The organism is Mucilaginibacter sp. R-33 (genome assembly GCF_049949235.1).
Taxonomy (GTDB): Bacteria; Bacteroidota; Bacteroidia; order Sphingobacteriales; family Sphingobacteriaceae; genus Mucilaginibacter.
The window spans coordinates 590,938-615,266 of sequence record NZ_CP188089.1; the positions used below are offsets into that span (position 1 = coordinate 590,938).

The 24,329-nt window shown below is 43.5% G+C and carries 18 protein-coding genes, 2 tRNA genes and 1 pseudogene; 12 read left to right on the forward strand and 9 right to left on the reverse strand.

What is annotated here, in order from left to right; translation table 11 throughout:
* Window positions 1-21: 21 nt before the first annotated feature.
* The 6 genes and pseudogenes from ACP26M_RS02705 to ACP26M_RS02730 all read left to right on the forward strand — a co-directional run bounded on the left by ACP26M_RS02705 (window position 22) and on the right by ACP26M_RS02730 (window position 6,939).
* Window positions 22-1,620, forward strand: coding sequence for a solute:sodium symporter family transporter (locus ACP26M_RS02705; protein ID WP_426585935.1), 1,599 nt, complete (start codon window positions 22-24; stop codon window positions 1,618-1,620).
* Window positions 1,621-1,677: 57 nt separating this feature from the next.
* Window positions 1,678-3,135: a hypothetical protein gene (locus ACP26M_RS02710; protein ID WP_426585937.1), complete on the forward strand. Its 1,458-nt coding sequence runs from the start codon at window positions 1,678-1,680 to the stop codon at window positions 3,133-3,135.
* A 34-nt stretch (window positions 3,136-3,169) separates the two neighbouring features.
* On the forward strand, window positions 3,170-5,218 hold the full coding sequence (locus tag ACP26M_RS02715; protein ID WP_426585939.1) for a hypothetical protein: 2,049 nt from the start codon (window positions 3,170-3,172) through the stop codon (window positions 5,216-5,218).
* 127 nt (window positions 5,219-5,345) lie between these two features.
* Window positions 5,346-5,460, forward strand: a pseudogene (locus tag ACP26M_RS02720) (NAD(+)--rifampin ADP-ribosyltransferase); the annotation flags it as partial.
* Between the two features lie 460 nt (window positions 5,461-5,920).
* Complete coding sequence (locus ACP26M_RS02725) at window positions 5,921-6,499, forward strand: TetR/AcrR family transcriptional regulator (protein ID WP_426585941.1); 579 nt, start codon at window positions 5,921-5,923, stop codon at window positions 6,497-6,499.
* Between the two features lie 83 nt (window positions 6,500-6,582).
* Window positions 6,583-6,939, forward strand: coding sequence for an SDR family NAD(P)-dependent oxidoreductase (locus tag ACP26M_RS02730; RefSeq protein ID WP_426589691.1), 357 nt, complete (start codon window positions 6,583-6,585; stop codon window positions 6,937-6,939).
* Window positions 6,940-7,387: 448 nt separating this feature from the next.
* On the opposite strand, the gene ACP26M_RS02735 is transcribed toward ACP26M_RS02730, so the two are convergent.
* From ACP26M_RS02735 to ACP26M_RS02750, 4 genes are all read right to left on the reverse strand, one after another.
* Window positions 7,388-8,722: a serine hydrolase domain-containing protein gene (locus tag ACP26M_RS02735; protein ID WP_426585943.1), complete on the reverse strand. Its 1,335-nt coding sequence runs from the start codon at window positions 8,720-8,722 to the stop codon at window positions 7,388-7,390.
* 358 nt (window positions 8,723-9,080) lie between these two features.
* A tRNA-Leu gene (locus ACP26M_RS02740) sits at window positions 9,081-9,165 on the reverse strand.
* 53 nt (window positions 9,166-9,218) lie between these two features.
* A tRNA-Gly gene (locus ACP26M_RS02745) sits at window positions 9,219-9,291 on the reverse strand.
* A 123-nt stretch (window positions 9,292-9,414) separates the two neighbouring features.
* Window positions 9,415-9,897, reverse strand: a complete 483-nt coding sequence (locus ACP26M_RS02750) for a regulatory protein RecX (protein WP_426585945.1) — start codon at window positions 9,895-9,897, stop codon at window positions 9,415-9,417.
* A 60-nt stretch (window positions 9,898-9,957) separates the two neighbouring features.
* On the opposite strand from ACP26M_RS02750, the gene ACP26M_RS02755 reads away from it, so the two are divergent.
* Window positions 9,958-12,420 carry a bifunctional UDP-N-acetylmuramoyl-tripeptide:D-alanyl-D-alanine ligase/alanine racemase gene (locus ACP26M_RS02755; RefSeq protein WP_426585947.1) on the forward strand — a complete coding sequence of 821 codons (2,463 nt, stop codon included), beginning with the start codon at window positions 9,958-9,960 and terminating at the stop codon, window positions 12,418-12,420.
* A gap of 16 nt (window positions 12,421-12,436) precedes the next feature.
* Window positions 12,437-13,027, forward strand: a complete 591-nt coding sequence (locus ACP26M_RS02760) for a DUF502 domain-containing protein (protein WP_426585949.1) — start codon at window positions 12,437-12,439, stop codon at window positions 13,025-13,027.
* Window positions 13,028-13,127: 100 nt separating this feature from the next.
* Here the strand turns inward: ACP26M_RS02760 and ACP26M_RS02765 are convergent, their stop codons facing one another.
* Complete coding sequence (locus tag ACP26M_RS02765) at window positions 13,128-14,381, reverse strand: TCR/Tet family MFS transporter (protein WP_426585950.1); 1,254 nt, start codon at window positions 14,379-14,381, stop codon at window positions 13,128-13,130.
* 499 nt (window positions 14,382-14,880) lie between these two features.
* Entirely contained in the window at window positions 14,881-16,146 is a 1,266-nt protein-coding gene (locus ACP26M_RS02770; protein WP_426585952.1) for a TCR/Tet family MFS transporter, read from the reverse strand.
* A gap of 93 nt (window positions 16,147-16,239) precedes the next feature.
* Here ACP26M_RS02770 and ACP26M_RS02775 point away from each other — a divergent pair, with 93 nt between their 5' ends.
* The gene (locus ACP26M_RS02775) at window positions 16,240-18,195 is read left to right on the forward strand and encodes a redoxin domain-containing protein (protein WP_426585954.1); all 1,956 of its coding nucleotides are present in this window, start codon (window positions 16,240-16,242) and stop codon (window positions 18,193-18,195) included.
* A 75-nt stretch (window positions 18,196-18,270) separates the two neighbouring features.
* Here the strand turns inward: ACP26M_RS02775 and ACP26M_RS02780 are convergent, their stop codons facing one another.
* Both ACP26M_RS02780 and ACP26M_RS02785 read right to left on the reverse strand, forming a co-directional pair.
* Window positions 18,271-18,978, reverse strand: a complete 708-nt coding sequence (locus ACP26M_RS02780) for a TIGR00730 family Rossman fold protein (RefSeq protein WP_426585956.1) — start codon at window positions 18,976-18,978, stop codon at window positions 18,271-18,273.
* A gap of 160 nt (window positions 18,979-19,138) precedes the next feature.
* Entirely contained in the window at window positions 19,139-20,635 is a 1,497-nt protein-coding gene (locus ACP26M_RS02785) for a sodium:solute symporter (protein WP_426585958.1), read from the reverse strand.
* A 233-nt stretch (window positions 20,636-20,868) separates the two neighbouring features.
* On the opposite strand from ACP26M_RS02785, the gene recR reads away from it, so the two are divergent.
* From recR to ACP26M_RS02800, 3 genes are read left to right on the forward strand one after another with little or no spacing between them, the layout of a single operon-like run.
* Window positions 20,869-21,495: a recombination mediator RecR gene (gene recR / locus ACP26M_RS02790; RefSeq protein ID WP_112654519.1), complete on the forward strand. Its 627-nt coding sequence runs from the start codon at window positions 20,869-20,871 to the stop codon at window positions 21,493-21,495.
* Between the two features lies 1 nt (window position 21,496).
* Window positions 21,497-22,330, forward strand: coding sequence for a glycosyltransferase family 2 protein (locus ACP26M_RS02795; RefSeq protein ID WP_426585960.1), 834 nt, complete (start codon window positions 21,497-21,499; stop codon window positions 22,328-22,330).
* Window positions 22,317-23,132, forward strand: coding sequence for an SDR family oxidoreductase (locus tag ACP26M_RS02800; protein WP_426585962.1), 816 nt, complete (start codon window positions 22,317-22,319; stop codon window positions 23,130-23,132). The genes ACP26M_RS02795 and ACP26M_RS02800 overlap by 14 nt, the downstream gene beginning before the upstream one ends.
* Window positions 23,133-23,202: 70 nt before the next feature.
* Here ACP26M_RS02800 and ACP26M_RS02805 read toward each other — a convergent pair whose 3' ends face one another.
* Window positions 23,203-24,147, reverse strand: a complete 945-nt coding sequence (locus tag ACP26M_RS02805) for an ion channel (RefSeq protein WP_426585964.1) — start codon at window positions 24,145-24,147, stop codon at window positions 23,203-23,205.
* Between the last annotated feature and the right edge of the window lie 182 nt (window positions 24,148-24,329).

Consider the following 24,329-nt stretch of genomic DNA (forward strand, 5'->3'; position numbering starts at 1 on the left):
TTTTACCAAAAACAGGGCGGGGTGAATTGGACTATACTAACCAGTTTTCTTTTTTTTACAGGTGTAGTTGGCCTGTTATCCTGGTATAAAACCCGCAAAAACAAGCTCAGCACACTTAATAGTTTCTTTTTTGCCGATAGGAGCCTGGGGTTTTTACTGGTTGGTGGAGGCCTGCTGTTTACTAATATCAATACCGCCACTATTATAGGCGAAAACGAGCTGGCCTACACGCACAATATGTCTGTAATGGCCTGGGGCATGACATCAGTGCTGGCTATGCTGCTGGTATCGGAGTTTTTGATGCCCATGTATCTTAAGTTGGGTATTTCAACCACTCCCGATTATCTTACCGCCCGTTACGGCGCAGGCATTGGAAAGCTGGTTTCCTGTATATTCCTTGTAAGTTACATTATTAACCTTTTACCATCGGTTTTATATAGTGGTGCGGTTGCTTTTAATGGCCTGTTCCATTTTTCTGATGTTTGGAAAACCGATTACTGGACCACCATCTGGATCCTGATCTGGATAATGGGAACAATCGGCTGTCTGTATTCATTGTTAGGGGGATTGAAGGCAATATCTACTTCAGATACCCTGCTCGGCTTTGGTATATTCGCCGGAGGGCTTTTGTTACCATTTTTGGGTTTACGGTATCTGGGGGAGGGCAATATGATGCAGGGGCTGCATATTTTGCTGAATAACCACCGTGAGCATTTAAACAGCATTGGTACGGCTGCCGATCCAATCCCATTCAGCACCTTGTTCACCGGCATGCTGCTTGTAAACCTGTATTACTGGGGTACCGAGCAATATATAGTTCAACAGGTTTTGGCCTCGCGGGATTTAAAAAGCAGCCAGAAGGGTATAGCGGTAGCCTGTTTGGGTAAGCTAATCTCGCCGTTATTGCTAAACTTGCCGGGCCTGATAGCTGTGCATGTTTTTACGCATTTAGATAATACAGCCGAAGTATTCCCGAAACTGGATAGTCTTGTATCGCCGCCTTTTATAGCGGGTTATATCGCGGCCATTGTTTTTGGTGCAGCCCTCACTACTTTTAATGCTGGTCTCAATAGCTCAAGTACATTGTTTATATTAAATATCTATAAACCCTGGACGGAAAAGCGCGGCAGAACAGCCAGTGAAAAGCACCTGATCCGGACAGCGCGATTATTTGAGATAATGATTTGTCTGCTGGCCATGTTCATAGCGCCTTTTATCATTTTTGTTAAAAACGGCTTTTATACCTATGTACAAATGGTGAACGGTTTTTTTAACGTGCCCATTTTTACCATTATGTTTATGGGGCTGGTTACCAAAAGAGTACCAGCCAAGGCAGCAGCGATAGGCCTGGCTTTTTTTATTATAACCTACGCGCTTACACAAACGGTGTTCGATCTGCATATTCATTTCTTGCATATCCTCGCTATACTATTTGTGATAACCTGTGGGCTGATGCTGTTTATCGGCAAGCTTCTTCCTATGGCAGAGCCCTATCAACTGCAGATCAATACCCTGGTTGATACCAAGCCATGGAAAAACCGGCATATCTACAGTTGTATATTATTGCTGATTATGGTATTGATGTTTATTGTGTTTTCTCCACTTGTACTTGCAAAATAAGTTTGAACAGTCAATAAAATTATCTATTTTTATAAAATAGACCAGAATAGACCAATTATGAATTTTCAATTTTCCTTAATTCACAGGCTTTTGGCGTCCGCGGTAATGCTGTGCATATTTATCAATTTGCCATCTTTTGCTCAGGACGTAAAATTTACCTCATCTGATAAAAAAATAGAACAGGCATTTGCCTGGGCCAAAGATATGGCTCTGCACTATAAAGGACACCCCGCCGATTCGGCAGGTCCCTGGTATGAATCGGCGCTACCCCCGCGTGATGCTTTCTGTATGCGTGATGTATCCCACCAAAGCATAGGCGGGGAGATACTTGGCTTAAAGCGCGAAAATAACAACATGCTCACGCTATTTGCCCGCAATATATCCGCTTCAAAAAACTGGTGTTCATACTGGGAGCTGAATAAGACAGGTAAGCCTGCCCCCGAAGATTACCGGAACGACCGCGAGTTTTGGTATAATCTCCCCGCTAATTTTGATGTGCTATATGCCAGTTGGCGGATGTATTTGTGGACTGGTAATAAGTATTATATTAACGATCCGGTATTTACTAATTTCCAGGAAAAAACGGTTAAAGATTATATCAATGCCTGGGTGCTATCGTCAGATTCTTTGTTGAACAGGCCTGCGCATCCTAACGCGCCTGTGCGTTTTAATGAAAGTGATCCGTTCCACCGGTGTCGGGGATTACCTTCGTACTCGGAAGGCGTACCTAATTTAAAAACCGGTGCCGACCTGGTGGCCGCGCTTTACCGCGGATTATCAACTTACTCGGCCATATTAGCCAGCAAAGGTAAACTGGCCGAATCGAAAGCCTACGCCCTGAAAGCCGAAAAGTATAGGCACAAATTAGAGGCGGATTGGTGGGATACCAGGGATAATTTGTATTTTACTTATTACGGCAAGGATGGCAAATTTGGCAGGGACGAAGGCGAGACTTTTTTGCTTTGGTTTGATGCCTTGAAGGATACCACACGCATCAAACAAACGCTATCGCACCTGGCCTCCAAAACCTGGAATGTTGAAAATACATCCTATCTGCCATTAATATTTTACAATAACAACTCCTGGGATAAGGCCCGCGATTACCTGTTGTATCTATCTGATAAAAATACCGAAAGACGGGAATATCCTGAAGTTTCATTTGGTGTAATTGAAGGCATTGTACAGGGCATGATGGGGATAACGCCCAATGCCCGTTCGCAAAGCATTACTACCATTTATAAAACAACCGGTAACGGTGATGCAGCTATCAGTAATTTACCTTTGCTCGGTACTATGATCAATGTTGTTCATCAGGGTACACAACAATCTTCCCTAAACAATATTGGAAAATTACAGATCATTTGGAAAGCAATGTTTTATGGTACTTATAAACAGGCCTATGCTAACGGCAGGCCGGTGCCTGTTAAACATGTAACCGACAACTGGGGGAAATACATATCCTTTGCTGAGGTTACAGTTAAGCCCAATCAGCATATTAAAATCAGTGTGAAATAATAAAGTCAGTTACATCCATATCTACTACTATTTAATGAATTTTTGCTCGCGAAAACATTGCTTAATCATACTCGTTTTTCTTGTACAACTGCGTTTAGTTTCGGCGCAGCAATTGGTTCTACCGCAACAGAACAATAGGTGGGCTTTACAACCCGACGGCAGTATCACCTGGCACATTAACGGTCGTCTCCCACATGCTGATCATATCGAAATGTCCGGCGAAAAAGTATCGTTATGGATTGCTTATAATGTAGATGCGGAGGGCTTATGCCATCTTTCACGTACAGTGGTTTTCCCAACATTCCGGACGCTTCCTGATGATACCCGTAGCCACATCGCTTATACATTTGATGACAATGCCCTGCCCCGAATGTACGTTGATGATAAACTTTTATGGCCCGATGTCGCAAAAGGCGGAATAAATTTACCGGCAAAAAGTATTAACCAGCATGGTTTTATGCGTATTGCTTACCGATCGGATATATTGAAACAGGTTAGAATTGAACATAGCCTGTTTCCGTCAACAGATAAACCAATAGCCATTGAAACTTATAGGTTTACTAACGTTAGCGATAAACCGGTTTCGGTAGTAATGGAGCACTTAAAGCGCGAGGTAACGACAGATACCCTTAAAAGCAAAGGTGCGCCACATACCGTTATTATGCAATCGGTAAATGACGGTCGCAAAATACTACGGCCTGGTCAATCCTACACGTTTGCCATCAACTATCAGGCAACTGATCATCCGCAATCGTTATTGCCTGTAAGACCTGATCTTGAAGAGCAGGAGCGACAACATCGTATTGACGAAATCCTGGCCCCATTACAATTGAAAACTCCCGATAGTGTTTTGAACGCCATGTTTGCCTTTGCAAAGATTAGGGCAACCGAAAGCATTTTTAAAACCAAGGGCGGTTACATGCATGGCCCAGGCGGGCTATCGTATTATGCCGCGGTTTGGGCAAACGATCAGGCAGAATATGTTAATCCTTATTTTGCCTTTTCGGGCGATAGGATAGGCAACCTATCGGCCATGAACGCATACCGCTTGTTTGCCGGTTATATGAACCCCGATTATCAACCCCTGCCAAGCTCTATCGTAGCCGAAGGCGATACGGTTTGGAAAGGTGCCGGTGATAGGGGCGATCAGGCCATGATAGCTTACGGCGCATCCCGTTATGCACTTACTTTAGGAAATGCGGATTCCGCAAAAAAACTTTGGCCGCTGATATCATGGTGCCTGGAATACAACCGCAGGCAGATGAATCAACAAGGTGTGGTAGAATCGCAAAGTGATGAGCTGGAAGGCAGGTTTCCATCGGGTAAAGCCAACTTATCTACCAACGGTTTGTATTACGATGCCCTGATCTCAGCAAGTTTTTTAGCTCAGCAACTACGTCTGCCAAAAAATGAAATAAAACAATACACAAAACGAGCGGCGGCGCTTAAAGATGCTATTGAAAAATACTTTGGGGCGGATATAGCCGGCTATCATACCTATAAATACTATGAAACCAACACCCAATTGCGCTCCTGGATCTGTGTTCCGCTAACCATGGGTATCTATGACCGCAGCAGGGGTACGATAGATGCCCTGTTTTCGCACGAGCTATGGACAGCCGATGGCCTGGCCACCCAAGCCGGCAATGGTACATTTTGGGACCGCTCAACCTTATACGCACTTCGTGGCGTATTACAGGCGGGTGAAACCGAACAGGCTGTAAGGTTTCTCAAATACTATTCACAGAGGCGACTTTTAGGCGAGCATGTTCCATATGCCGTAGAAGCTTACCCGGAGGGCAACCAACGCCATCTTTCTGCCGAGAGTGGATTGTACTGCCGCATTTTTACCGAAGGTTTGTTTGGGATGAGGCCCACCGGTTTCAACAGCTTTTATTGCATCCCCCGCTTACCCCACGCCTGGGATCATATGAGCCTGGAGAATATTCATGCGTTCGGTACGGTTTTCGATCTGGCTGTAAAGAGAAAGGATGCGAGTCACCTGTTAGTTACCATTACACGTAACGACCACAGTTACCGGTATGTGGTTAAAAATGGAGATGCTGTAAAGATATCCGTTTAAGAAAGTGCATTAAAATCCTGGTTTTGATAAATTTGAACTACCAATTAGTGACAGGATCGGAATGAATTTCAATCTACATCAATATGCCTGACGTGCATTTCAAAGTTATGACGATCAAGGATGTGCGCGTGTTTATATTGTTGAACCCACCGGCAGCTTCGAGGACGACCCCAATCTGACCAACGAAAAGTTTCCGGGCAACTCGAGTCGCTCTTATCGAACCCGGGAACCTTTAAAGATCCCCCGTGAGGCAAGGGCGCGGTCAAGCCTGACGCCTGAGCAATTTCAGCAATGGCAGGAAAAGCTGGCCAATAACCAGGGGAGATTTTTAATTAAGGGATCAATTTCTTACAGCTCGGCGAAGGCATAAATTTTTCAATAGGCCGCATTACTAAGTACCCTAAAGTCACAAAAGCTGAAAAATATATTCTGTCGCCGGTATTTCGGCAATGCTATGTCAGCCGCAGGCTTACTTATCTCCAACGTTATTTCTGTCTTGAATAACTTAATAAAACTGTTCGGCAAGCGAATGTTTGCTGTTCACGAGTCTTAATCCTAAATCGTTTGGTATAGGATTGAAGGATTGTTGTCCATTGCCAAGCGCAGCAGGGTTTACCAATGATTAGTCTTCCGTCAGATGATGAGCAAATCATGACCTAAATCTGAAACAAGTGTTTCAGATTTAGGTATCTTTGCGTCGTCATGGCGAGGAATGTAGAATTTAACGAAGCGGTAGCTATTCAGAAAGCGATGGAAGTTTTCTGGAAGAAGGGTTATAATGCTACCTCGCTCCGTGACCTGACTGATGCCATGCAGATCAACAGCAGCAGCCTGTACAACACCATTGGTGATAAGCAGGAACTGTTTGTGCGTTGTGTGCAGCACTATACCGATATCAGGAAGCAGGATTGGGACAAACGCTTGGCAAGTAAAAGGTCAGCCTTAGCTGTTTTAGTGGATTACATTCATGAAGCCGTTAACGTGATCATTAATGGCGAGGATAGCTGCATGGCTGTAAAGAGTGCATTCGAGGTGGCCACAAATGATGCGCGAGTGAAACAAATATTGGCAGCCGATGATCAGCGTTCCTACCAGTTTTTACATGACCTGCTCAGGAAAGCTATGGATAACGGCGAGATCCGAAACGATGAAGATCCCGCTTTGCTGGCCGATTACTTTAATAGCACCTGGACGGGCTGGTATGAATCATTTATCCTGCACAAAGACCCGGTCAAGATCAGGCGCATGGCAGAATATTTCATTAAGCAGTTAACAAAATAATTTTTTTACCCAATTCTGAAACATTTGTTTCAGAATACTAACGACAAAGACATGAATTTGAAAAATCTTAAAGGAAAAAGGGCATTGTTACCGGTGGTACAAAAGGTATCGGTAAAGCAATTGCGGATGAATTAGCTGAAGCAGGTGCAACGGTCATCATAAGCGCCAGAACAACACCTGAAGAAACCCCTCATCATTTTATAGCTGCAGAGCTTACCAACGCCGACCAGGTAGCGGGTCTTGCCAAGCAGATAGCAGAGACCTTTGGCGGTATTGATATATTGATCAATGTAGGCGGGCTGACAACGCCTGGCGGCGGGCATAGCACACTAACCGATGCACACTGGCTGCAGGAGTTGGATCTGAATCTGATCTCGGCTGGTCTAAATTCAAAGAATAAACACGCGGCGGCGCATATAAAGGCGCTGCCAAGCAAATGATTCATATGAAATGAAGCCTGTTAAAAACGGCTGTGCGTTTGTTCCGTTAGCTGCTGAAACAATGAATTTATTTTTAGAAACGGGAATGCCACAGGCAGAAAGCTCTCGCGATAGTAAAACTCACGGTCAAACTCATAATGGTTAGCATCACAAACCAAAAAAATACAGGAGTGTTATGCTATTAAGCTTTTATTATGACAGCAACATATCGCGATTTTCATATTCGGCATCAGGTTACATTTGTTAATACTAATACGCTTCGGATTGCTTACATCGAAATCGGTCCTATAGACGGATGGCCGGTTTTACTCTTTCATGGATTTCCTTGCGATGTCCAAGCGTTCGATGATGTGGCAAAAGTACAGGCACGGTTTGGAGCAAAAGTCATTGCACCTTTTACCCGGGGATATACAAGATCAGCTACCAATAACCAATTTTCAATTTGCCTCTATTTGTCAGTTTTGTTAAATAAATAGGTATTCCCCTTTTGTATTAACGTGAAACATCTTTTATCCGGTTCAAATTGAAAGGTGGCATCGGCAGAAGCATAAACAAATTTATTTTCACCTTTGGCTTCTAAGGGAAATGCGCTTTGACCCGAGGCTTGCGCAAACAGTGTGATGTCTTTTTTGGTCATAGTAATTTTCAGGGGTATTTGTGTACTGGAATATTCCCCGACATATTTATCAAGCTCAGTTGATTTCAATGTAATTGTTTTAAACTCTGGAATAGTAAACGGCTTGTTAAAATATATGCTCAAAGCTCCAGTGACGACGTCATTGTATGAGTATCGTGTTCCATTGGAAGTGTAAGCTACCGCTATCTTCTCTTTCGGTAAATAAAAAAGCAGACTTAAAAACCCATCGATGCCTCCGGAATGTCCATAGCCTTTTATATCATAAAACGGCATAGCAAACATGGCCATACCACAGTTGTCCCTCATTGTTTTCATCAACTCTAAGTTGGCGATACTAATAAGTTTGCCCTCAAAAAGTGCATTTATAAATTTAACCAGATCAGTGGGCGTAGAAACAATAGCCCCGGCGCCTCCCGGAATACTCATATCTGTTTCAGGCATTTGTGTCCACTGTCCTTGGTAAATGTAGGAGTGTGCTTCGTTTTTGGTTGAATTGGCTTTGGTGCCGTAATAAGTTTGTGCCAAGCCTATTTTTGAAGTGATACGCTTCTTTAATTCTTCGCCATACGTTTTACCTGTCAATCTTTCAATCATATAACCCAATAATACAAAGTTAGTATTGCTGTATTCGGCCTTTGAATCCGGCTCAAAATCGGATTTTTGTCTGCTAAAGATGGCAATCATTTCAGTTTCAGACTTAGGGCTGCCCATATAAGTGGCATAAAGTGAGTCGCTCGTAAAATTATGAAGCCCGCTACGGTGGTCAAGCATTTCCCTTATATTGATCTTACTGGCATTAGGTAGTTGTGGGAAATAACGAGCCAAAGGTGTTTCAAAACTAAGCTTACCTTCATCTATCAGCTGAAATATCATAGTTGCTGTAAACATCTTACTGATTGAGCCTATTCTATATTTTGTTTCAATGGTCGACGGTGTTTTTGCCTGTTTGTTTATTTGGCTAAAGCCGATAGCGTTTTGATAAACCACCACTCCGTTAGCGGATATGGCGATACTGCCCATGCTTTGGTCATTCTTATTCAGCGCTACAAAAAAGCTGTCTAACCTGGCTTTATCGAAAGTTTGCCCATGAGTGCAACTTTGTAAAATAAGAAACAGCAAGAAATGATAAGTTCTTTTTTGAATCATTGTGAAAGTGTTTAGACAATTAAAGATAGAGTTTAATTAGAGATATAACCACTAAGGTTACCATCGCATTTTTACAATAAATAAAAAAACTATGATCTTTCGCCTTTTTCAACATAATCATTTAAGTTAAACAAATGTCGATTTGATGGCCTTTTAATCAAGATGTTTATCTCTGAAACATGTTGACATACAGTTTGTTGTAAGCTTTTCGTTGAATGATTTTGAATGCTCGTGCGAGTTCAACGAATTGTTCAACTAAAACATGCGATTTGAATGAATCTTTTGGAGGGGTTTTAAAAGAAAAAGCCCCTAAATCATTTGATTTAAGGGCTTTTGAAGCGATTTTACTCTGCTTTTGTACTCAGAGCGGGAATCGAACCCGCACTCCGTTTACGGGAACAGGATTTTAAGTCCTGCGTGTCTACCAGTTCCACCATCTGAGCAGGTGTCTAACCTTTTAAAAATAAAACCCTTCTTTTTATCAGGAAGGGCTTTGAGCGAAAGACGAGATTCGAACTCGCGACCCCGACCTTGGCAAGGTCGTGCTCTACCAACTGAGCTACTTTCGCGTTGGTATTTTCCTCGCTTTGATTTGGCTTTCGTTAACCGGCTGCCTATCTCGTTTGCGGGAGTGCAAATATAGGCAGAAATGCATACTCTGCAAGGAAAAATTTAATTTTTTTGAAAATAGTTTATAACTCGCTGTTTTTCAAAATATCAGATATCAGCGCAGCTTCAAATCCGCGGCCCATGGCGTACTGCTGCAGCTTGTACCGGCGCTTCAGCTGGTTCTTCTCGTTTAGGGTAGCTTCTTTTTTTTGTAATAAGTGGGTCAAAGCAGTCAAATAATCGTCAGGGTCAATAATAAGGAGAGCTTTTTTAATCAATACATCGGGCACTCGTTTAAGTTTAAGCCCTTGTTTAATTTTAATACGTCCCCACGCTTTTTGGTTAAATTTACTTTTAGCATAGATCCGTGCAAAGCGTTCCTCGTTAAGGAAATTGCCCTCTATCAATTGGCTTATAATGCGTTCAACAGCGTCAGGCCATAGTCCCCACTCGTAAAGTTTGTCGCGTACTTCCTGCTGGGCGCGCTCTTGGTAGGCGCAAAAGTGCTCGGCTTTTGCAAGGGCAACTTTCTCGTCAGTAATTTTAATTGATTTGGGTTGATCCATTTAAAAACCAAAATTCGTTAAAAATTATTCTATTTGTTTTAATATCTCCAAATTAGCAGCATGCCCAATAACACGTACACCATAAGCGCTATAAAAAAGATCATCAAGGCAGATGGCAACATCGTTGAAGAATATACGATCAGTGCGCTTTTTACCGATAGCCGCCGGATCAACAACCCTGCCGAAGGCTTATTTTTTGCCCTGAGCGGCAGACGCAATGGCCATGAGTTTGTTGCCGAAGCTTATGCAGGCGGTGTGCGCAATTTTGTAGTGGAACATGGCCCGGAGTTTAACCTGCCCGGCGCAAACTTTTTGATTGTGCCAGATCCGCTGGCGGCCCTGCAAATGCTGGCAGCCTATCACCGCAGCCGTTTTAAGCTGGAGGTAATTGGCATTACGGGCAGTAACGGCAAAACTATTGTTAAGGAATGGCTTTACCAGCTGCTTTCGGCCGATAAAAATATTGTACGAAACCCTAAAAGTTATAATTCGCAAATCGGTGTGCCATTGTCCGTGTGGCAAATCAACGACCGGAACGAACTGGGGATTTTTGAAGCGGGCATCTCTACCATAAATGAGATGAATAAGCTGGAAGCTATCATTAAGCCCGAAATAGGGGTACTCACCCACATAGGCCCTGCGCATGACGAGGGTTTTGAATCGCCCAGGCAAAAGCTCCTGGAAAAACTGGGGCTATTCAAAAACAGCAGGCTGCTAATCCATAATTACGATCAGCTAATCGGTTATGAAAAAGATATCGCGGCTAAAGAAACCTTTACCTGGAGCCGTAAATTCCGTGAAGCTGACCTGTATGTTTTCAGCGAGACGGTGATCTCTAAAAATTATTACTTTCGTGCCCGGTACCAGGGTAAAGAAATAGAATGCCTCGTTCCTTTTACCGACCAGGCCTCGGTAGAAAATGCCATTACCTGTTGGGCTACTATGCTGGCTTTAGGCTACAGTGCGGTGGAGGCGGATAAGCGCATCGAGCGCCTCGCGCCGGTAAGTATGCGGTTGGAGTTAAAAAACGGCGTAAACAACTGTTCCGTTATTGATGATTCATACAATTCAGATCTGCAATCGCTGGAGATAGCGCTTAACTTTTTGTCTCAGCAAAATCAGCATCAAAAAAAGACGCTGATCTTGTCGGATATTTATCAATCGGGCCTGCAGCAGGATGTGCTGTACAAACAGGTGGCCGAATTGATCCGGGCTAAAAAGATTGATAAATTTGTTGGCGTAGGGGGGGCGCTGCTCAGCCACCAGCAATATTTTGACATAGCCCAACAGCATTTTTATGCCGATACAGCCACACTGCTGCAACAGTTAAAAGCACTCAATTTTAAAGATGAAACCATCCTGATCAAAGGTTCGCGCAGTTTTGAGTTTGAGCAGGTGAGCCGTGCGTTGGCCCAAAAAGCGCATGAAACCGTAATGGAGATCAACTTGAACTCCTTACTAAATAACCTCAATTTTTATAAATCAAAGCTTAAGCCGGGGGTAAAAGTAATGGCTATGGTAAAGGCTTTTAGCTATGGCAGCGGCACTTTTGAGGTGGCCAATATGCTACAGTATAATAAAGTAGATTATTTGGCGGTTGCCTATATTGATGAGGGGGTAGCTTTACGGCAGGCCGGGATTAACCTGCCCATCAAAGTGCTTAACCCCGAGGCTTCGGCATTTGATAAGCTCACCGAATATAAGCTTGAGCCTGTAATTTACAGTTTTGGTTTATTAGATGATTTTGTGAGCTATGCTTCGGCACAGGGCATTGCCGGTTACCCGGTGCATCTTAAAATTGATACTGGTATGCACCGCCTGGGTTTTGAAAATTACGAGATAGAAACCCTCTGCGATATGCTGGAGGTCAATCGATATATACGGGTGCAATCGGTATTTTCGCATCTGGCTGCAAGCGAAGCTCCTGAGCATGACGAGTTTACCAAAAAGCAGATCAGGCGCTTTGAAAAGGCTTTTAAAGAAATAGAGCGCACACTGGGTTATAAGGTGATCAAGCACATCTGCAATACTGCCGGTATTATCCGCTGGCCTTCGGCACACTATGATATGGTTCGATTGGGGATAGGTTTATATGGGATCGACTCGTCGGTGCCGGAGTCTGATGCGGGGTTGCAGCCTATAGCCAGTTTAAAAACAAGCGTTGCCCAGGTTAAAAAGATTGGAAAAGGGGACACAATCAGCTACGGGCGAAGCGGGAGCCTTGTTAAAGATGGTAAAATAGCTACTGTTCGTATCGGCTATGCCGATGGTTACCTCCGTGCCTTCGGCAAAGGCGTTGGCAAAATGCTGGTGAAAGGCACGCTTGTGCCTACTGTGGGCAACATCACTATGGATATGTGTATGCTGGATGTGAGCGGCCTGGATGTGCATGAAGGCGATGAGGTGATCATCTTTGATGAACACCAGCGCATTGAAGAACTGGCAAAGCAGATAGGTACCATCCCCTACGAAATATTAACCAATATTTCGCAAAGGGTAAAAAGAGTGTACTTTTACGAGTAGAAATCAGGGGCTTAAAATGAACAGGTTAGCGCGGGTATTATTCAGGTATTTTGTAAAAGGGATGTTGGTGGTTGTACCTGTAGGGGCCGCCATCTTCCTGATGTACTGGGCGGTGGCCAGCATTGATAAGGCGCTTAACCTGAGTGATCTTTGGGTTGATAAAACCGGAAAGCACATGTATATCCCGGGCCTGGGGATCCTGAATGTTGTAGTGGTTATCATGATCATGGGGGTACTGGTTACCAATGTAATCACCGAACCCATTAAAGGCTGGTTTAAGCGGTGGTTTGCACGTTTGCCCATCTTCGCGTTCCTGTATTCGTCGATAAAAGATTTGACAGAAGCCTTTGTTGGCGAAGAGAAAAAGTTCAACGAGCCGGTACTGGTTGAAGTTAATGAGTTTGGTTTAAAAAAGATAGGTTTCCTGGTTCAGAAAGACCTCGCAAAGATTGGGTTGCCCGGCGAGGTGGCTGTATACTTCCCGTATTCCTACTCGTTTGCAGGGCAGGTGATCATCATTGCTGCCGATAAAGTAAAACCGATGGATAAGAGTGCTGCCGATGTAATGAAATTTGTGATATCAGGAGGGGTAAGCGGGCTGGATTAGCTCAGCCCGGCCCCCTCTAAATCTCCCCCGGTAGGGAAGACTTTTTTGAATTTTCAAAGTCCTCCCTTCCGGGGAGGGTTTGGGTGGGGTTTACATGTTCCTACGGCAACACCTCCACCTGTTTTGAATCTGTCACCCTGGCTTTCTTAAAACTTCTTATCGCTAAGAAAACAGCTATCAGCATCAATACAGCACCCAAAATATACGGAGCGCCCGGAAAATAGGTTGAAGTATTACGATGGGTGAACAAATGAAACACCGAACTCATTAACAGGGGGCCGATGATCACCGCTAAACTACTGATACTGGTCAGTGAGCCCTGCAATTCGCCCTGTTCTTTAGCTGATACTGTACTGGTAATCATACCCTGAAGTGAAGGGCCCGAAATACCGCCAAGGCAATAAGGTACCATGAACACATACATCATCCAACCCTGGTTGGCGAAAGCAATGAAGGTTAAACCGATGGTATAGAATAGTAAACCGGCTACAATGTTTTTCTCCTGTCCAAATTTTGGAATGGTAAACCTGATGAGCCCTCCCTGTATGGCTACCAGTACAATGCCGATGAAGAACCCTAAAAAGCCAATACTTTTCAGCGACCAGTCGAATTTTTCAGTTACATAAAACGACAGTACATATTCAACAGCTTTTTGAGCAATGTATACCAAAGAAAATGCCCCGATCAATCCGGTTAAGGATTTATATCGCGACAGGCTGCGTAATGAGCTAATGGGATTAGCCTTCTTCCATTCAAAACGCCTGCGGTTTTTGATATTTAATGATTCGGGTAATACAAAATAGCCATACGCCGCATTCAGGAGGGCCAGACCGGCCGCCAGCATAAAAGGGAACCGCACATTTAATGCACCCAAAAAGCTCCCGGTGCCTATACCAATAATAAATCCAAGCCCGGATGCTGCCCCAACCAAACCAAAATTTGCCGCCCGGTTTTTACCTGTACTGATATCGGCAATGTAAGCGGTTGCTGTGGTATTACTGGCACCCGCAAAGCCTGCTATAGCACGGCCGATAAATAACCAGGCCACAGTAGGAGCGAAGGCCATAAAAATATAATCTATCCCAAAGCCAATAAGCGAACCTAACAATACAGGTCTGCGCCCATACCTGTCACTTAAATTGCCCAGCAACGACGAAAACAGGAACTGCATGGAGGCGTAGGTGAACGTTAAATAACCGTTGTATTGCGCAGCGGTACTTACATCCATGTTGCCCAGTTTTTCGAGCAGCGACGGCATTACCGGTATAATGATGCCTAAGCCAAGCACATCAATAAAAAGCGTTACGAAAATAAATCCTAAGGCGGCGGTATGTTTTTTAGGTTTGGCGCTCATTAATAATGATAAAGGTTTAAGCTGATTAAAAGTTTTATTATGGGCTGTTTTACAGTTTGATATTTAATTTATACTTGCGCTTTTGCTATTCTTGGCTGTTGTTATCACCAACTTTGTGACCGGCAATAGTGCATTCATGATATTAAGACATGATTGTTTGCGACAACACCAACAACGGCAGGTTGAGGGTGTTTATCTATCAATTTTACAATATGGGCGTTGCCTGCGGCCCGGGCTTTCCGTTACAAGTCCTCGCTTTTCCCGCGCAAGCCCAATCCACGCTCCGGGCTTTTCACTGCAATCCCTAACGCGGCTCCCGCTCATCGTCCCCTAAAATATATTTTAAACAACATCACGGTTTTTTCAGGATTTCCCCTGATGGCTGCTTGCAATGACATGGTTTCTGTTTAATCTCCCAATAATTTCATCTTCCAAACACGTATGACAACAATACCAACAACAGCAAAGCTTTAAGCTTTGTGCATTCTGCTTTTGGCTTTTAATGCAAGGTTGCCAGGGCATCCACATCCTTTGCTGAGGTTTTCTTCACGTTTTTGAAATTACGGATAGCAAGCAACGCGCTTATCAACATCAGTATTGCACCTAAAATAAAGGGGGCTCCCGGAAAAAAGAAGGGCCTTTTATCGTTGGTGAAATAATAAAATAAAGTGGTCATTACCCAGGGGCCAAAAATGGCGCTCAGGCTCATGAGGCTGGTTAGGCCACCCTGAAGTTCGCCCTGTTCATTGGCGGGTACCTGGTTGGTCATGATGCCTTGCAACGCAGGGCCTGCAATACCGCCAAGGGCATAAGGCACCATAAAGGCAAACATCATCCAACCCTGGGTTGCAACAGCAAACAGGATAAGGCCGATGCTATATAGCAGCAAGCCAACCCAAATGCAACGTTCCATGCCCAGTTTGGGCAGGATCAGGCGCATCAGGCCGCCCTGTACCAGCGCTATCATCAGGCCTATAAAGGCGAGGGAATAACCAACAGTATCCTCGCCCCATTTAAATTTTTCGAAAGTAAAATATGTCCAAACGTTTTGTACGGCCTGCCCGGCAAAATATACCAGGAACAGCGATAGGGCCAAACCCATAACCGACGGATATTTTTTAAGCTGCAGCAATGAGCCAAGCGGGTTTGCCCTTTTAATATCGAAAGGGCGGCGGTGCGCCTCATCCAGCGATTCGGGCAGGATGAAGAAGCCATAAAGGGCGTTCAAAAAGGCCAAACCTGCGGCAGCGAAAAATGGATATTGAACATCCATTTTACCTAACACACCGCCAATTGCCGGACCAATGATAAAGCCGAGGCCAAAGGCAACGCCAATCATACCAAAGTTTTGGGCGCGCTTTTCGGGAGTACTCACATCGGCTATATAGGCCGATGCTGTGGTGAAGCTGGCGCCGGTAATGCCTGCAATTGCCCGGCCTAAAAATAGCCACCATATGGATGGTGCAAAGGCAAGGAACAAATAATCAATGCCAAAACCCAGTAAGGAACAAAGCAAAACCGGGCGGCGGCCATACTTATCGCTCAGGTTGCCTATCATTGGCGAAAAAAGGAACTGCATTACCGAATAGGCCAGCGTTAAAAAGCCGGCATACAACGAAGCTTCGCTTAACCCGGCGTGGATCAATTTTTCAATCAGTTTGGGCAGTACAGGTATGATGATCCCTAAGCCTACCACATCAATCAGTAAAGTAACGAATATAAAGCCTAAAGCTCCCTGGGGTTTATTCTTGGCGGACTTATCCATGGCGCAAAATAAATTATTAACGTTAATAATTGTTAAAATAATTGTATTTATAATAATTTGTATTTAACTTGAACTATATAATTAGTTAAACCTATGAAACCACACAAATCAATGCTACTATTGCCGGCACTGCTGGCTGTGCAGATTGTTTTTGCACAAAATAATCATCTTACATTATCTGATAGTTATCCATCGGCAACTGAAAAAGTTCAAATTACTTATGATCCGGAGGGTACGCCTGTTGCCGGTAAAAAGGATATCAGCGCAGAAGTATATTACATTGATGGGAAAGATAACCCCGCAGCCGACATCGAACTAAAACCTAATGGCGCTTTACTTTCCGGCGATTTTACCATTCCTGCCGCAGCGAAAGCTTTTTTTGTAAAGATTTTTAGTAACGGTGACATCGATAATAATAATGACAAAGGGTACATATACTTAATTTATAAAGATAAAAAACCTGTTCAGGGTGCTTATGAAGCAAAAGCTTACATATTGGCGAGTGGTGTTGGCAGTAATTTTGCCAAAATAAAAACCGATTCTGAAGAAGGGCTGGCCTTGTTTAAAAAGGAATACGATACTAACCCGCAGGCCGAAAAGCCCTATCAGTTTAATTATTACTACCTGTTGGCCAAGAAAAAGGACCCGGCTACCTCGGCCATGTTAAACGCCAAGGTTCAATCGCTTGAAAAAAGCACGGTAGAAAAAGATCTGATCCTGGCCGCTAATATCCTGAACTGGCGCAACAAAAAAGCCTCTGCCGATTCATTGGGAGAGATCATCAAAGCTAAGTACCCTAACGGCGAATCCGTAAAAAACGAGGCGGAGTTTGCCATGATACGCGAGAAGGACGTACACAAAAAAGATTCGCTTTATAAAGCATATATAGCCAAATTCCCGGCTATGGCTACTGATAAAGGTTCTCGAATAGATTATATACGAGGGCAGCTGGCTACCGGCTTTTTGACTGATGGTAATACTGCTGCTTTTAATGCTTATGCAGCACAAGTTCAAAACAAATCAAGCATTGCAAACAGCTATAACAACATAGCTTATGGCTGGGCTCAACAAGATGAGCGACTTGATGAGGCTGAAAAGCTATCAAAACAATCATTGGACATCGTTACTGAAAAAATGAAGCATCCCGAGGCTTCGCCGTTTATGTCGGTAAAGAGCATGCAAAAGCAAAACAAGGATGTATACAACATGTATGCTGATAGTTACGCGTTCATTTTATATAAAGAGAAAAAATATGATGAGGCCCTTAAATATCAAAAAGAGGTTTATACAGACAACAAGGATAACGACCCTATTACCAACGAGCATTACGTACTCATTTTAAATGCCCTCGGCAAATATGCTGAATCAAAAGACGTGATTGAAGGCGCATTTAAGGCAGCTAAAGTTTCCCCGGCTTTAACAACCGAGTTAAAAAAAGCCTATGTGGGCTTAAAAGGCAATGAAGCAGGTTACGATCAATACCTGGCCGGTTTATCGGCTATTGCAAAAAACAAAAAGAAAGAGGAGGTGGCTAAACAAATGATCAACGAGCCTGCTGCCAAATTTGCCCTTAAAGATTTTGCGGGAAAAACAGTTTCGCTGGCCGACTTAAAAGGCAAAATTGTTATAGTTGATTTTTGGGCTACCTGGTGCGGTCCTTGTAAAGCATCTTTTCCGGGGATGCAAATGGCTGTAAATAAATATAAGGATGATGAGGATGTGAAATTCCTGTTTATTGATACCTGGGAAAACGGCGATAATTATATTGATGGCGTAAAGAAATTCATTGCAGATAATAATTACACCTTTAACGTGCTGGTAGATGAAAAAGGCAGCGATGGCAGGCAATCAAAAGTGGTATCACAATTTGGAGTAACCGGTATTCCAACCAAGTTCATCATCGATAAAAACGGCAATGTCCGCTTTAAGGTTGTGGGGTTTGATGGCTCGGCTGATGGGCTGGTAGATGAAGTGAGCACAATGATTGACATGGCAAAAGCGCCGGTTGCCGCGGAGGTTGCTGCTACGCCAAAACAAAACATGAAATAGCTGATTGCAAACCTAAAACTATATCAAAACAAAAATGCCGCCCTGTTGGAGCGGCATTTTTTATTGTATTGCCTGTTAAAAGTTTGGCTTAAGTACGTATTTGTTATAGAAACGGGTGATGTGCTCAACAGCCTCTTCGGCGGTATCAACCACGCGGTAAAGGTTCAGGTCGTCGGGATTGATATTGTGCTGGTCGTTCAGCATTTTTTCTTCAACCCATTTAAACAGGCCTTTCCAGTATTCAACTCCAACAAAAATGATTGGGAAACGGGCAATTTTACCGGTTTGGATAAGGGTAATGGCCTCAAACGATTCATCCATAGTGCCAAAGCCGCCGGGCAAAATGATAAAACCCTGCGAATATTTCATAAACATAACCTTACGGATAAAGAAGTAATCAAACTCCATGATCTTATCCCTGTCGATATATTTATTGTGGAACTGCTCAAATGGGAGTTCGATATTTAAACCTACCGATTTACCGCCGTTTTCATAGGCGCCCTTGTTGGCAGCTTCCATAATACCGGGTCCGCCGCCTGATATTACACCGTAACCATGCTCGGTAAGCAGGCGGGCGGTTTCTAACGCCAGCTGGTAGTATTTGTTATCGGTATGCGTTCGTGCCGACCCGAAGATGGATACGCATGGGCCAATTTTGGCCAGTTTTTCAAAGCCGTCAACAAATTCGGCCATTATTTTAAAGATCTGCCAGGAGTCGGTAACTTTAATTTCCTGCCAGTTTTTGTTCTCGAAAGCTTGTCTTATTTTATCTTCTCCGGTCATATTCTTTTTTTAGTCCGGAAGTTGGGGAGTCCAAAAGTCCGGAAGTGTTTTTTAGTCCGGAAGTCGGAACGTCCGAAAGTCCGGAAGTTTTTATTCTATATTAATTAATGCAAAGTACAAAGAAAATTGATTCCGGTTTATTTGTTGTTTTACTTTTTAATTACCCGATCTCCGGGCTTTCCGACTTACGGACTCCCCCAACTTTCGGACTCGAAGTAACCCACAGCCCAATAAATGTAATTAGTCCGTTTACAATGATGAGTTCGTTACCAAAAACATATCCGCCTAAAATTGATTTTGATTCGGCATTTAAAAAATAACATATAGCAGGAGAGAGTATGCAAATGAAGGGCACCAGTTTATCCATTACCTGCCTGTTGCCTACAAACAGGCCAAATGAATAAAGGCCAAGCAGCGGCCCATAGGTATACGATGCCACGGTGAATATGGCGCTAACTACAGCATCATTATTAATGGCGTTAAATATGATGATGGTTAAAAACATCAGCCCCGAAAAGGCAATGTGTACCCAATGGCGCACGGCCACCATTTTTTTGCTGTTCACATCCTTGCGCTTGTTAAAACCTAAAAAGTCTACACAAAAAGAGGTAGTGAGTGCTGTCAGAGCAGAGTCGGTAGTGGCAAAGGTGGCGGCTGTTAAACCCAGCATAAATATCATAGCCGGAACCAATCCTAAATATTGCAGGGCTATAGTAGGGTACAGGTAATCGGTTTTGGTAACATTGATACCGTTTTTAGCGGCGTACATGTAAAGCAAAGCGCCTACGCTCAGGAAAAATATGTTAATGATCACGAAAACGCCAACAAAGCTGAACATGTTTTTTTGCGCTTCTTTGATATTTTTAAGGCTAAGGTTTTTTTGCATCAGGTCCTGGTCAAGCCCGGTCATGCCGATAGTGATAAACATGGCGCCTAAAAACTGTTTACCCAAATGCAGCTTGCTGCTCATAAAATCGTTAAAGAAGAATATTTTGGAATAGCTGCTGTTTTTGATGGTCTCTGCAGCTTCAAAAATGTTCATGTGCAGACTCTGGCAAATAAAATATATCGACAGGAAAACAGATGTTACCAGGAAAAATGTTTGCAGACTATCGGTAATGATAATGGTTTTCAATCCCCCCTTAAAGGTGTACGACCAGATGAGCAGCAAACAAATAAGCACCGTAACCGCAAAAGGAATATGGTAGCTGTCGAAAATAAACTTCTGCAGTACGATAACCACCAGGTATAACCTGAATGCCGAGCCGATAACCCGGCTTACCAGGAATATAGCAGCAGCTGTTTTATAGCTCCAAACGCCTAAAGCGCCTTCAATGTAGCTGTAAATGGATGTGAGTTTAAGCCGGTAATATAAAGGAAGCAATACCGTGGCTATGATGAAAAAGCCCGCGGCGTTGCCCAGCACAAACTGGAAATAGGCAAAATCATCGGTGCCAACCTTACCGGGAACGGAGATAAAAGTAACCCCGCTCAATGCCGTACCTATCATCCCGAAGGCAACTAAATACCATTTGGAATTTCGGTTGGCTACAAAGAAGGTGTCGTTATCCGAAGATTTTTTTGATGTAAGCCACGAGATGATTAGCAATACCAAAAAATAACCGATGATGAATGACAATAATACTCCTGGCGACATAGATGTGTGTTATGTTTTTTTCTAAAGTCGGAATCTTTTTTCAAAAAAGGTAATTATTGTTTGATGGGTATTTTAGCTCCCGTCATTGCGAGGTACGAAGCAATCGCGAACTTTACAGGGAAACCTTACATGGCCCTCTGCAAATCGGGGATTGCTTCGTACCTCGCAATGACGGTGGAGATGATGTGATTGTTGGAAAATGCAATCACATAAAAAATATTTACCTTCGCACAATGAACTTTTCGTCCAAATTGCTGGAAAATGCTGTAGCCGAATTTGCTAAATTACCAGGGGTAGGTCAAAAAACCGCCCTTCGTTTGGTGCTGCATTTACTTAACCAGGATAAGCAGGATGTTGAACGTTTCAGTACCGCGGTAACCAAACTTCGCAACGAAATACAGTTTTGCCGGGTTTGCCATAATATCTCTGACCAGCCGGTTTGCGAGATCTGCTCATCGCACCGTCGCGACCACAGCCTTATTTGCGTGGTTGAGGATACCCGCGATGTAATGGCTATTGAAAATACAAATCAGTTTAATGGCGTTTACCATGTGCTGGGCGGCTTAATATCGCCAATGGATGGCGTTGGGCCGTCAGATTTGCAGGTGGATACGCTGGTTGAACGTCTTAAGCCAACCACCGATAACGAGGTTAAAGAAGTGGTTTTTGCCCTCAGCGCCACTATGGAAGGTGACACAACCTTATTCTACCTTCATAAAAAATTAAAAAATTTCAATATTACCATCACAACTATAGCTCGTGGCATAGCTTTTGGTGGTGAATTAGAGTACGTAGATGAGATAACTTTGGGCCGTTCCATAGCTACCCGCGTTCCGTACGAAAATTCACTATCTAAATAGCATGAAACTATCTATAGTTGTTGTAAGCCATAATACCTGCAACCTGCTCAGAATTGCCCTGAATGCAGCGGTCAGGGCTGCCCAGGACATTAGTCACGAGGTTTTTGTGGTCGACAATGCTTCGGCTGATAAGTCGATAGCCATGTTAAATACTGAATTTCCGGACGTAAAGATAATAGCCAGCGATAAAAACGAGGGCATGGCCCGGGCATATAACCATGCACTTAAACTGGCTACGGGCGAGTATATTTTACTGGTCAATGCGGATACTATTACAGGCAAGAAGACCATAGAAAAGGCCCTTGAATTTATGGATCTGCATACCGACGCCGGTGGTTTGGGGGTACGTATGATAACTCCTGAAGGTAAATTTTTGAAAGAATCAAAACGCGGGTTCAACAAGCCCTGGGAAACCTTTTTCAAGCTTACCGGCCTGGCAAAACACTTTTCAAAATCAAGGCTTACCAGCCCGCAAAGTAAAGATTGGGTTGAAGAGTTTCAAACCTCCGAATCGGATATCATCAACGGTGCCTTTATGCTGCTGCGTAAAGAGGCACTTAACCAGGTAGGATTAATGGATGAGCGTTTTCATACCTATGGCTACGACATCGATTATTCATACCGGATCAGGCTTGCCGGGTTTAAAAACTACTATTTCCCCAAAACATATATCATCAATTTTAACATACAAAACAAGGTTAAATTTAGCTGGGCACACATTAAAGAATATTATGGGGCGATGATTATCTTCGCCTCCAAATATTTATTTAAGGTGCCCGAACTTAAGGTGGAAGGCATCCCCCAGCTAATTCCTCCTTCGTATGAAGTTAAATGATAAGATTGTAATCATCACCGGCGCCTCGTCGGGCATCGGGAAATCACTTGCTTATGAATGTGCCAAACGCGGCGCCAATGTGGTACTGGCGGCAAGGCAATATGTTACCCTTTGCCAGCTTACCGAACAGTTGGAACGGGAATATAAAATCAAAGCATTAGCTGTACAGTGTGATGTAACCAATGAAGATGATTGCGCTCAGCTTATTAAACAAACCCTTATTACTTTTGGTAAAATTGATGTATTGATCAACAACGCAGGCATCACTATGCGCGCCCTGTTTAAGGATGCAAAAGTGGATGTGCTAAAACATGTGATGGACGTTAATTTTTGGGGAATGGTTAACTGCATCAAATATGCCCTGCCCGAAATTACTAAAACCAAAGGCAGTATAGTAGGCGTATCATCTATAGCAGGCTACAAGGGTTTGCCCGGCCGTTCAGGTTACTCGGCATCAAAATTTGCCATGAACGGCTTTTTAGATTCATTAAGGATCGAAAATCTTAAAACAGGGGTACATGTATTAACAGCCTGCCCCGGCTTTACGGCATCAAACATACGTAACACCGCTTTGAACAGCGAAGGCAAACAGCAAGGCGAGAGCACCCTTGAAGAACAAAAAATGATGAGCAGTGATGAGGTAGCCAAACATATTGTTGATGGCATTGAAAACCGGGTCCGCACGTTAACCCTCACCGGCCAGGGCAAACTTACTGTGGCCCTGAGTAAATTTATACCGGCATTTTTAGATAAAATGGTTTATAAGCATTTTACCAAAGAACGGGACCCGCTTCTTCGTTAGTCATTCATTCATTAGGTCATTGAGTCATTGTACTTACGCTGCAAAAAAAATGACTTAATGACGCAATGACCTAATGAATGATATCATATGCACTGATCCTGCTCAAATCCAATACAACGCGGCCTGTTTCGTCGCGCTCAAAGGCAGGTTTAAATTTAGCGTCCCATACAAAATCGTCGTATTGGTATGAAGTACGGGAATGGACGGTTTGCGAAAAAGTATCGTCGAAAGTTTTCAGGATTACCGAAAGGCCGGCTTGCCTGCGTTCAAGCTCCTCGGGTGTGATATCTTTAATCGGGCTGTTTTCATCAAGCGGATGAACTACTGTCCAGTTCAGGGTTAAGATACTAACCCGGGTTCGTTCCAGTTCGAGCTGGAAGAATTTACGTACGGTTTTGCCGTTTTCCTCGTCGTTATAGCTGAAAACTACTTCCATTTCCAGGTCGATGAGGATATTTCTGCGTTCGTTCGCCAGGCGAAACATCAAACCGTTACCGCCATCGCGATAGGGCGCGATAAGCACATTGCGGCTATACGTGATCTTGGCCGAGGGGCGCGAAAAACGACCGTAAAGTAAACCGGTTGCCAAAGCAAAAGCCAGCAGGCCCATCATTGATTCGAGCGCGGCGATGGTATTGGGAATCATGCCCCTGGGACTGATATGCCCATAGCCTACGGTTGATATGGTTTGTGCCGAAAAAAAGAAGGCGTCCATAAAGCGGTCGAAATCGGTATTGCCGCTTTTGCCGTCAAGCACATCAGGACCTAAGGAAAAATAAATAAACGCGAAAATAATGTTTACTATAAAATAGCAGCTAAAAACAATGAACCAAAACTTGCGCCAGCTCATGGTAATGAGCGAGTGGTAGTTGTTTGATGTAGTAAAAAACGGAAGGCCGGTACGTTTTACATTGATAGTACCATCCTTATTTATAACCGGCTGGCTTTTAATAACCGGCTGGGTACCAAAACCAAGATCATCTTCGGGATTAATTTTCTCTTTATGTATAGCCATGGAGCTAATTACTGAATTATGAGTTATTGAATTATCGATTTTTAGAAAATGTTTACAGTTTACTCTGGTCTTCTACTAATTTAGTAGCTAAATCAATAATTCAGTAAATCAATAATTCAATAAATGTACTGTTCTGTTTGTTTTTATAAAAACTATTTACATATTTGTGCCAACAAGTAACA

What these genes read in the sequence shown, in the direction of transcription:
- ACP26M_RS02710 (WP_426585937.1), top strand. Translation starts at nt 1,678, where the DNA reads ATGAATTTTCAATTTTCCTTAATTCACAGGCTTTTGGCGTCCGCGGTA.
- ACP26M_RS02715 (WP_426585939.1), top strand. Translation starts at nt 3,170, where the DNA reads ATGAATTTTTGCTCGCGAAAACATTGCTTAATCATACTCGTTTTTCTT.
- ACP26M_RS02725 (WP_426585941.1), top strand. Translation starts at nt 5,921, where the DNA reads ATGGCGAGGAATGTAGAATTTAACGAAGCGGTAGCTATTCAGAAAGCG.
- ACP26M_RS02735 (WP_426585943.1), bottom strand. Translation starts at nt 8,722, where the DNA reads ATGATTCAAAAAAGAACTTATCATTTCTTGCTGTTTCTTATTTTACAA.
- ACP26M_RS02750 (WP_426585945.1), bottom strand. Translation starts at nt 9,897, where the DNA reads ATGGATCAACCCAAATCAATTAAAATTACTGACGAGAAAGTTGCCCTT.
- ACP26M_RS02755 (WP_426585947.1), top strand. Translation starts at nt 9,958, where the DNA reads ATGCCCAATAACACGTACACCATAAGCGCTATAAAAAAGATCATCAAG.
- ACP26M_RS02760 (WP_426585949.1), top strand. Translation starts at nt 12,437, where the DNA reads ATGAACAGGTTAGCGCGGGTATTATTCAGGTATTTTGTAAAAGGGATG.
- ACP26M_RS02765 (WP_426585950.1), bottom strand. Translation starts at nt 14,381, where the DNA reads ATGAGCGCCAAACCTAAAAAACATACCGCCGCCTTAGGATTTATTTTC.
- ACP26M_RS02770 (WP_426585952.1), bottom strand. Translation starts at nt 16,146, where the DNA reads ATGGATAAGTCCGCCAAGAATAAACCCCAGGGAGCTTTAGGCTTTATA.
- ACP26M_RS02775 (WP_426585954.1), top strand. Translation starts at nt 16,240, where the DNA reads ATGAAACCACACAAATCAATGCTACTATTGCCGGCACTGCTGGCTGTG.
- ACP26M_RS02780 (WP_426585956.1), bottom strand. Translation starts at nt 18,978, where the DNA reads ATGACCGGAGAAGATAAAATAAGACAAGCTTTCGAGAACAAAAACTGG.
- ACP26M_RS02785 (WP_426585958.1), bottom strand. Translation starts at nt 20,635, where the DNA reads ATGTCGCCAGGAGTATTATTGTCATTCATCATCGGTTATTTTTTGGTA.
- recR (WP_112654519.1), top strand. Translation starts at nt 20,869, where the DNA reads ATGAACTTTTCGTCCAAATTGCTGGAAAATGCTGTAGCCGAATTTGCT.
- ACP26M_RS02795 (WP_426585960.1), top strand. Translation starts at nt 21,497, where the DNA reads ATGAAACTATCTATAGTTGTTGTAAGCCATAATACCTGCAACCTGCTC.
- ACP26M_RS02800 (WP_426585962.1), top strand. Translation starts at nt 22,317, where the DNA reads ATGAAGTTAAATGATAAGATTGTAATCATCACCGGCGCCTCGTCGGGC.
- ACP26M_RS02805 (WP_426585964.1), bottom strand. Translation starts at nt 24,147, where the DNA reads ATGGCTATACATAAAGAGAAAATTAATCCCGAAGATGATCTTGGTTTT.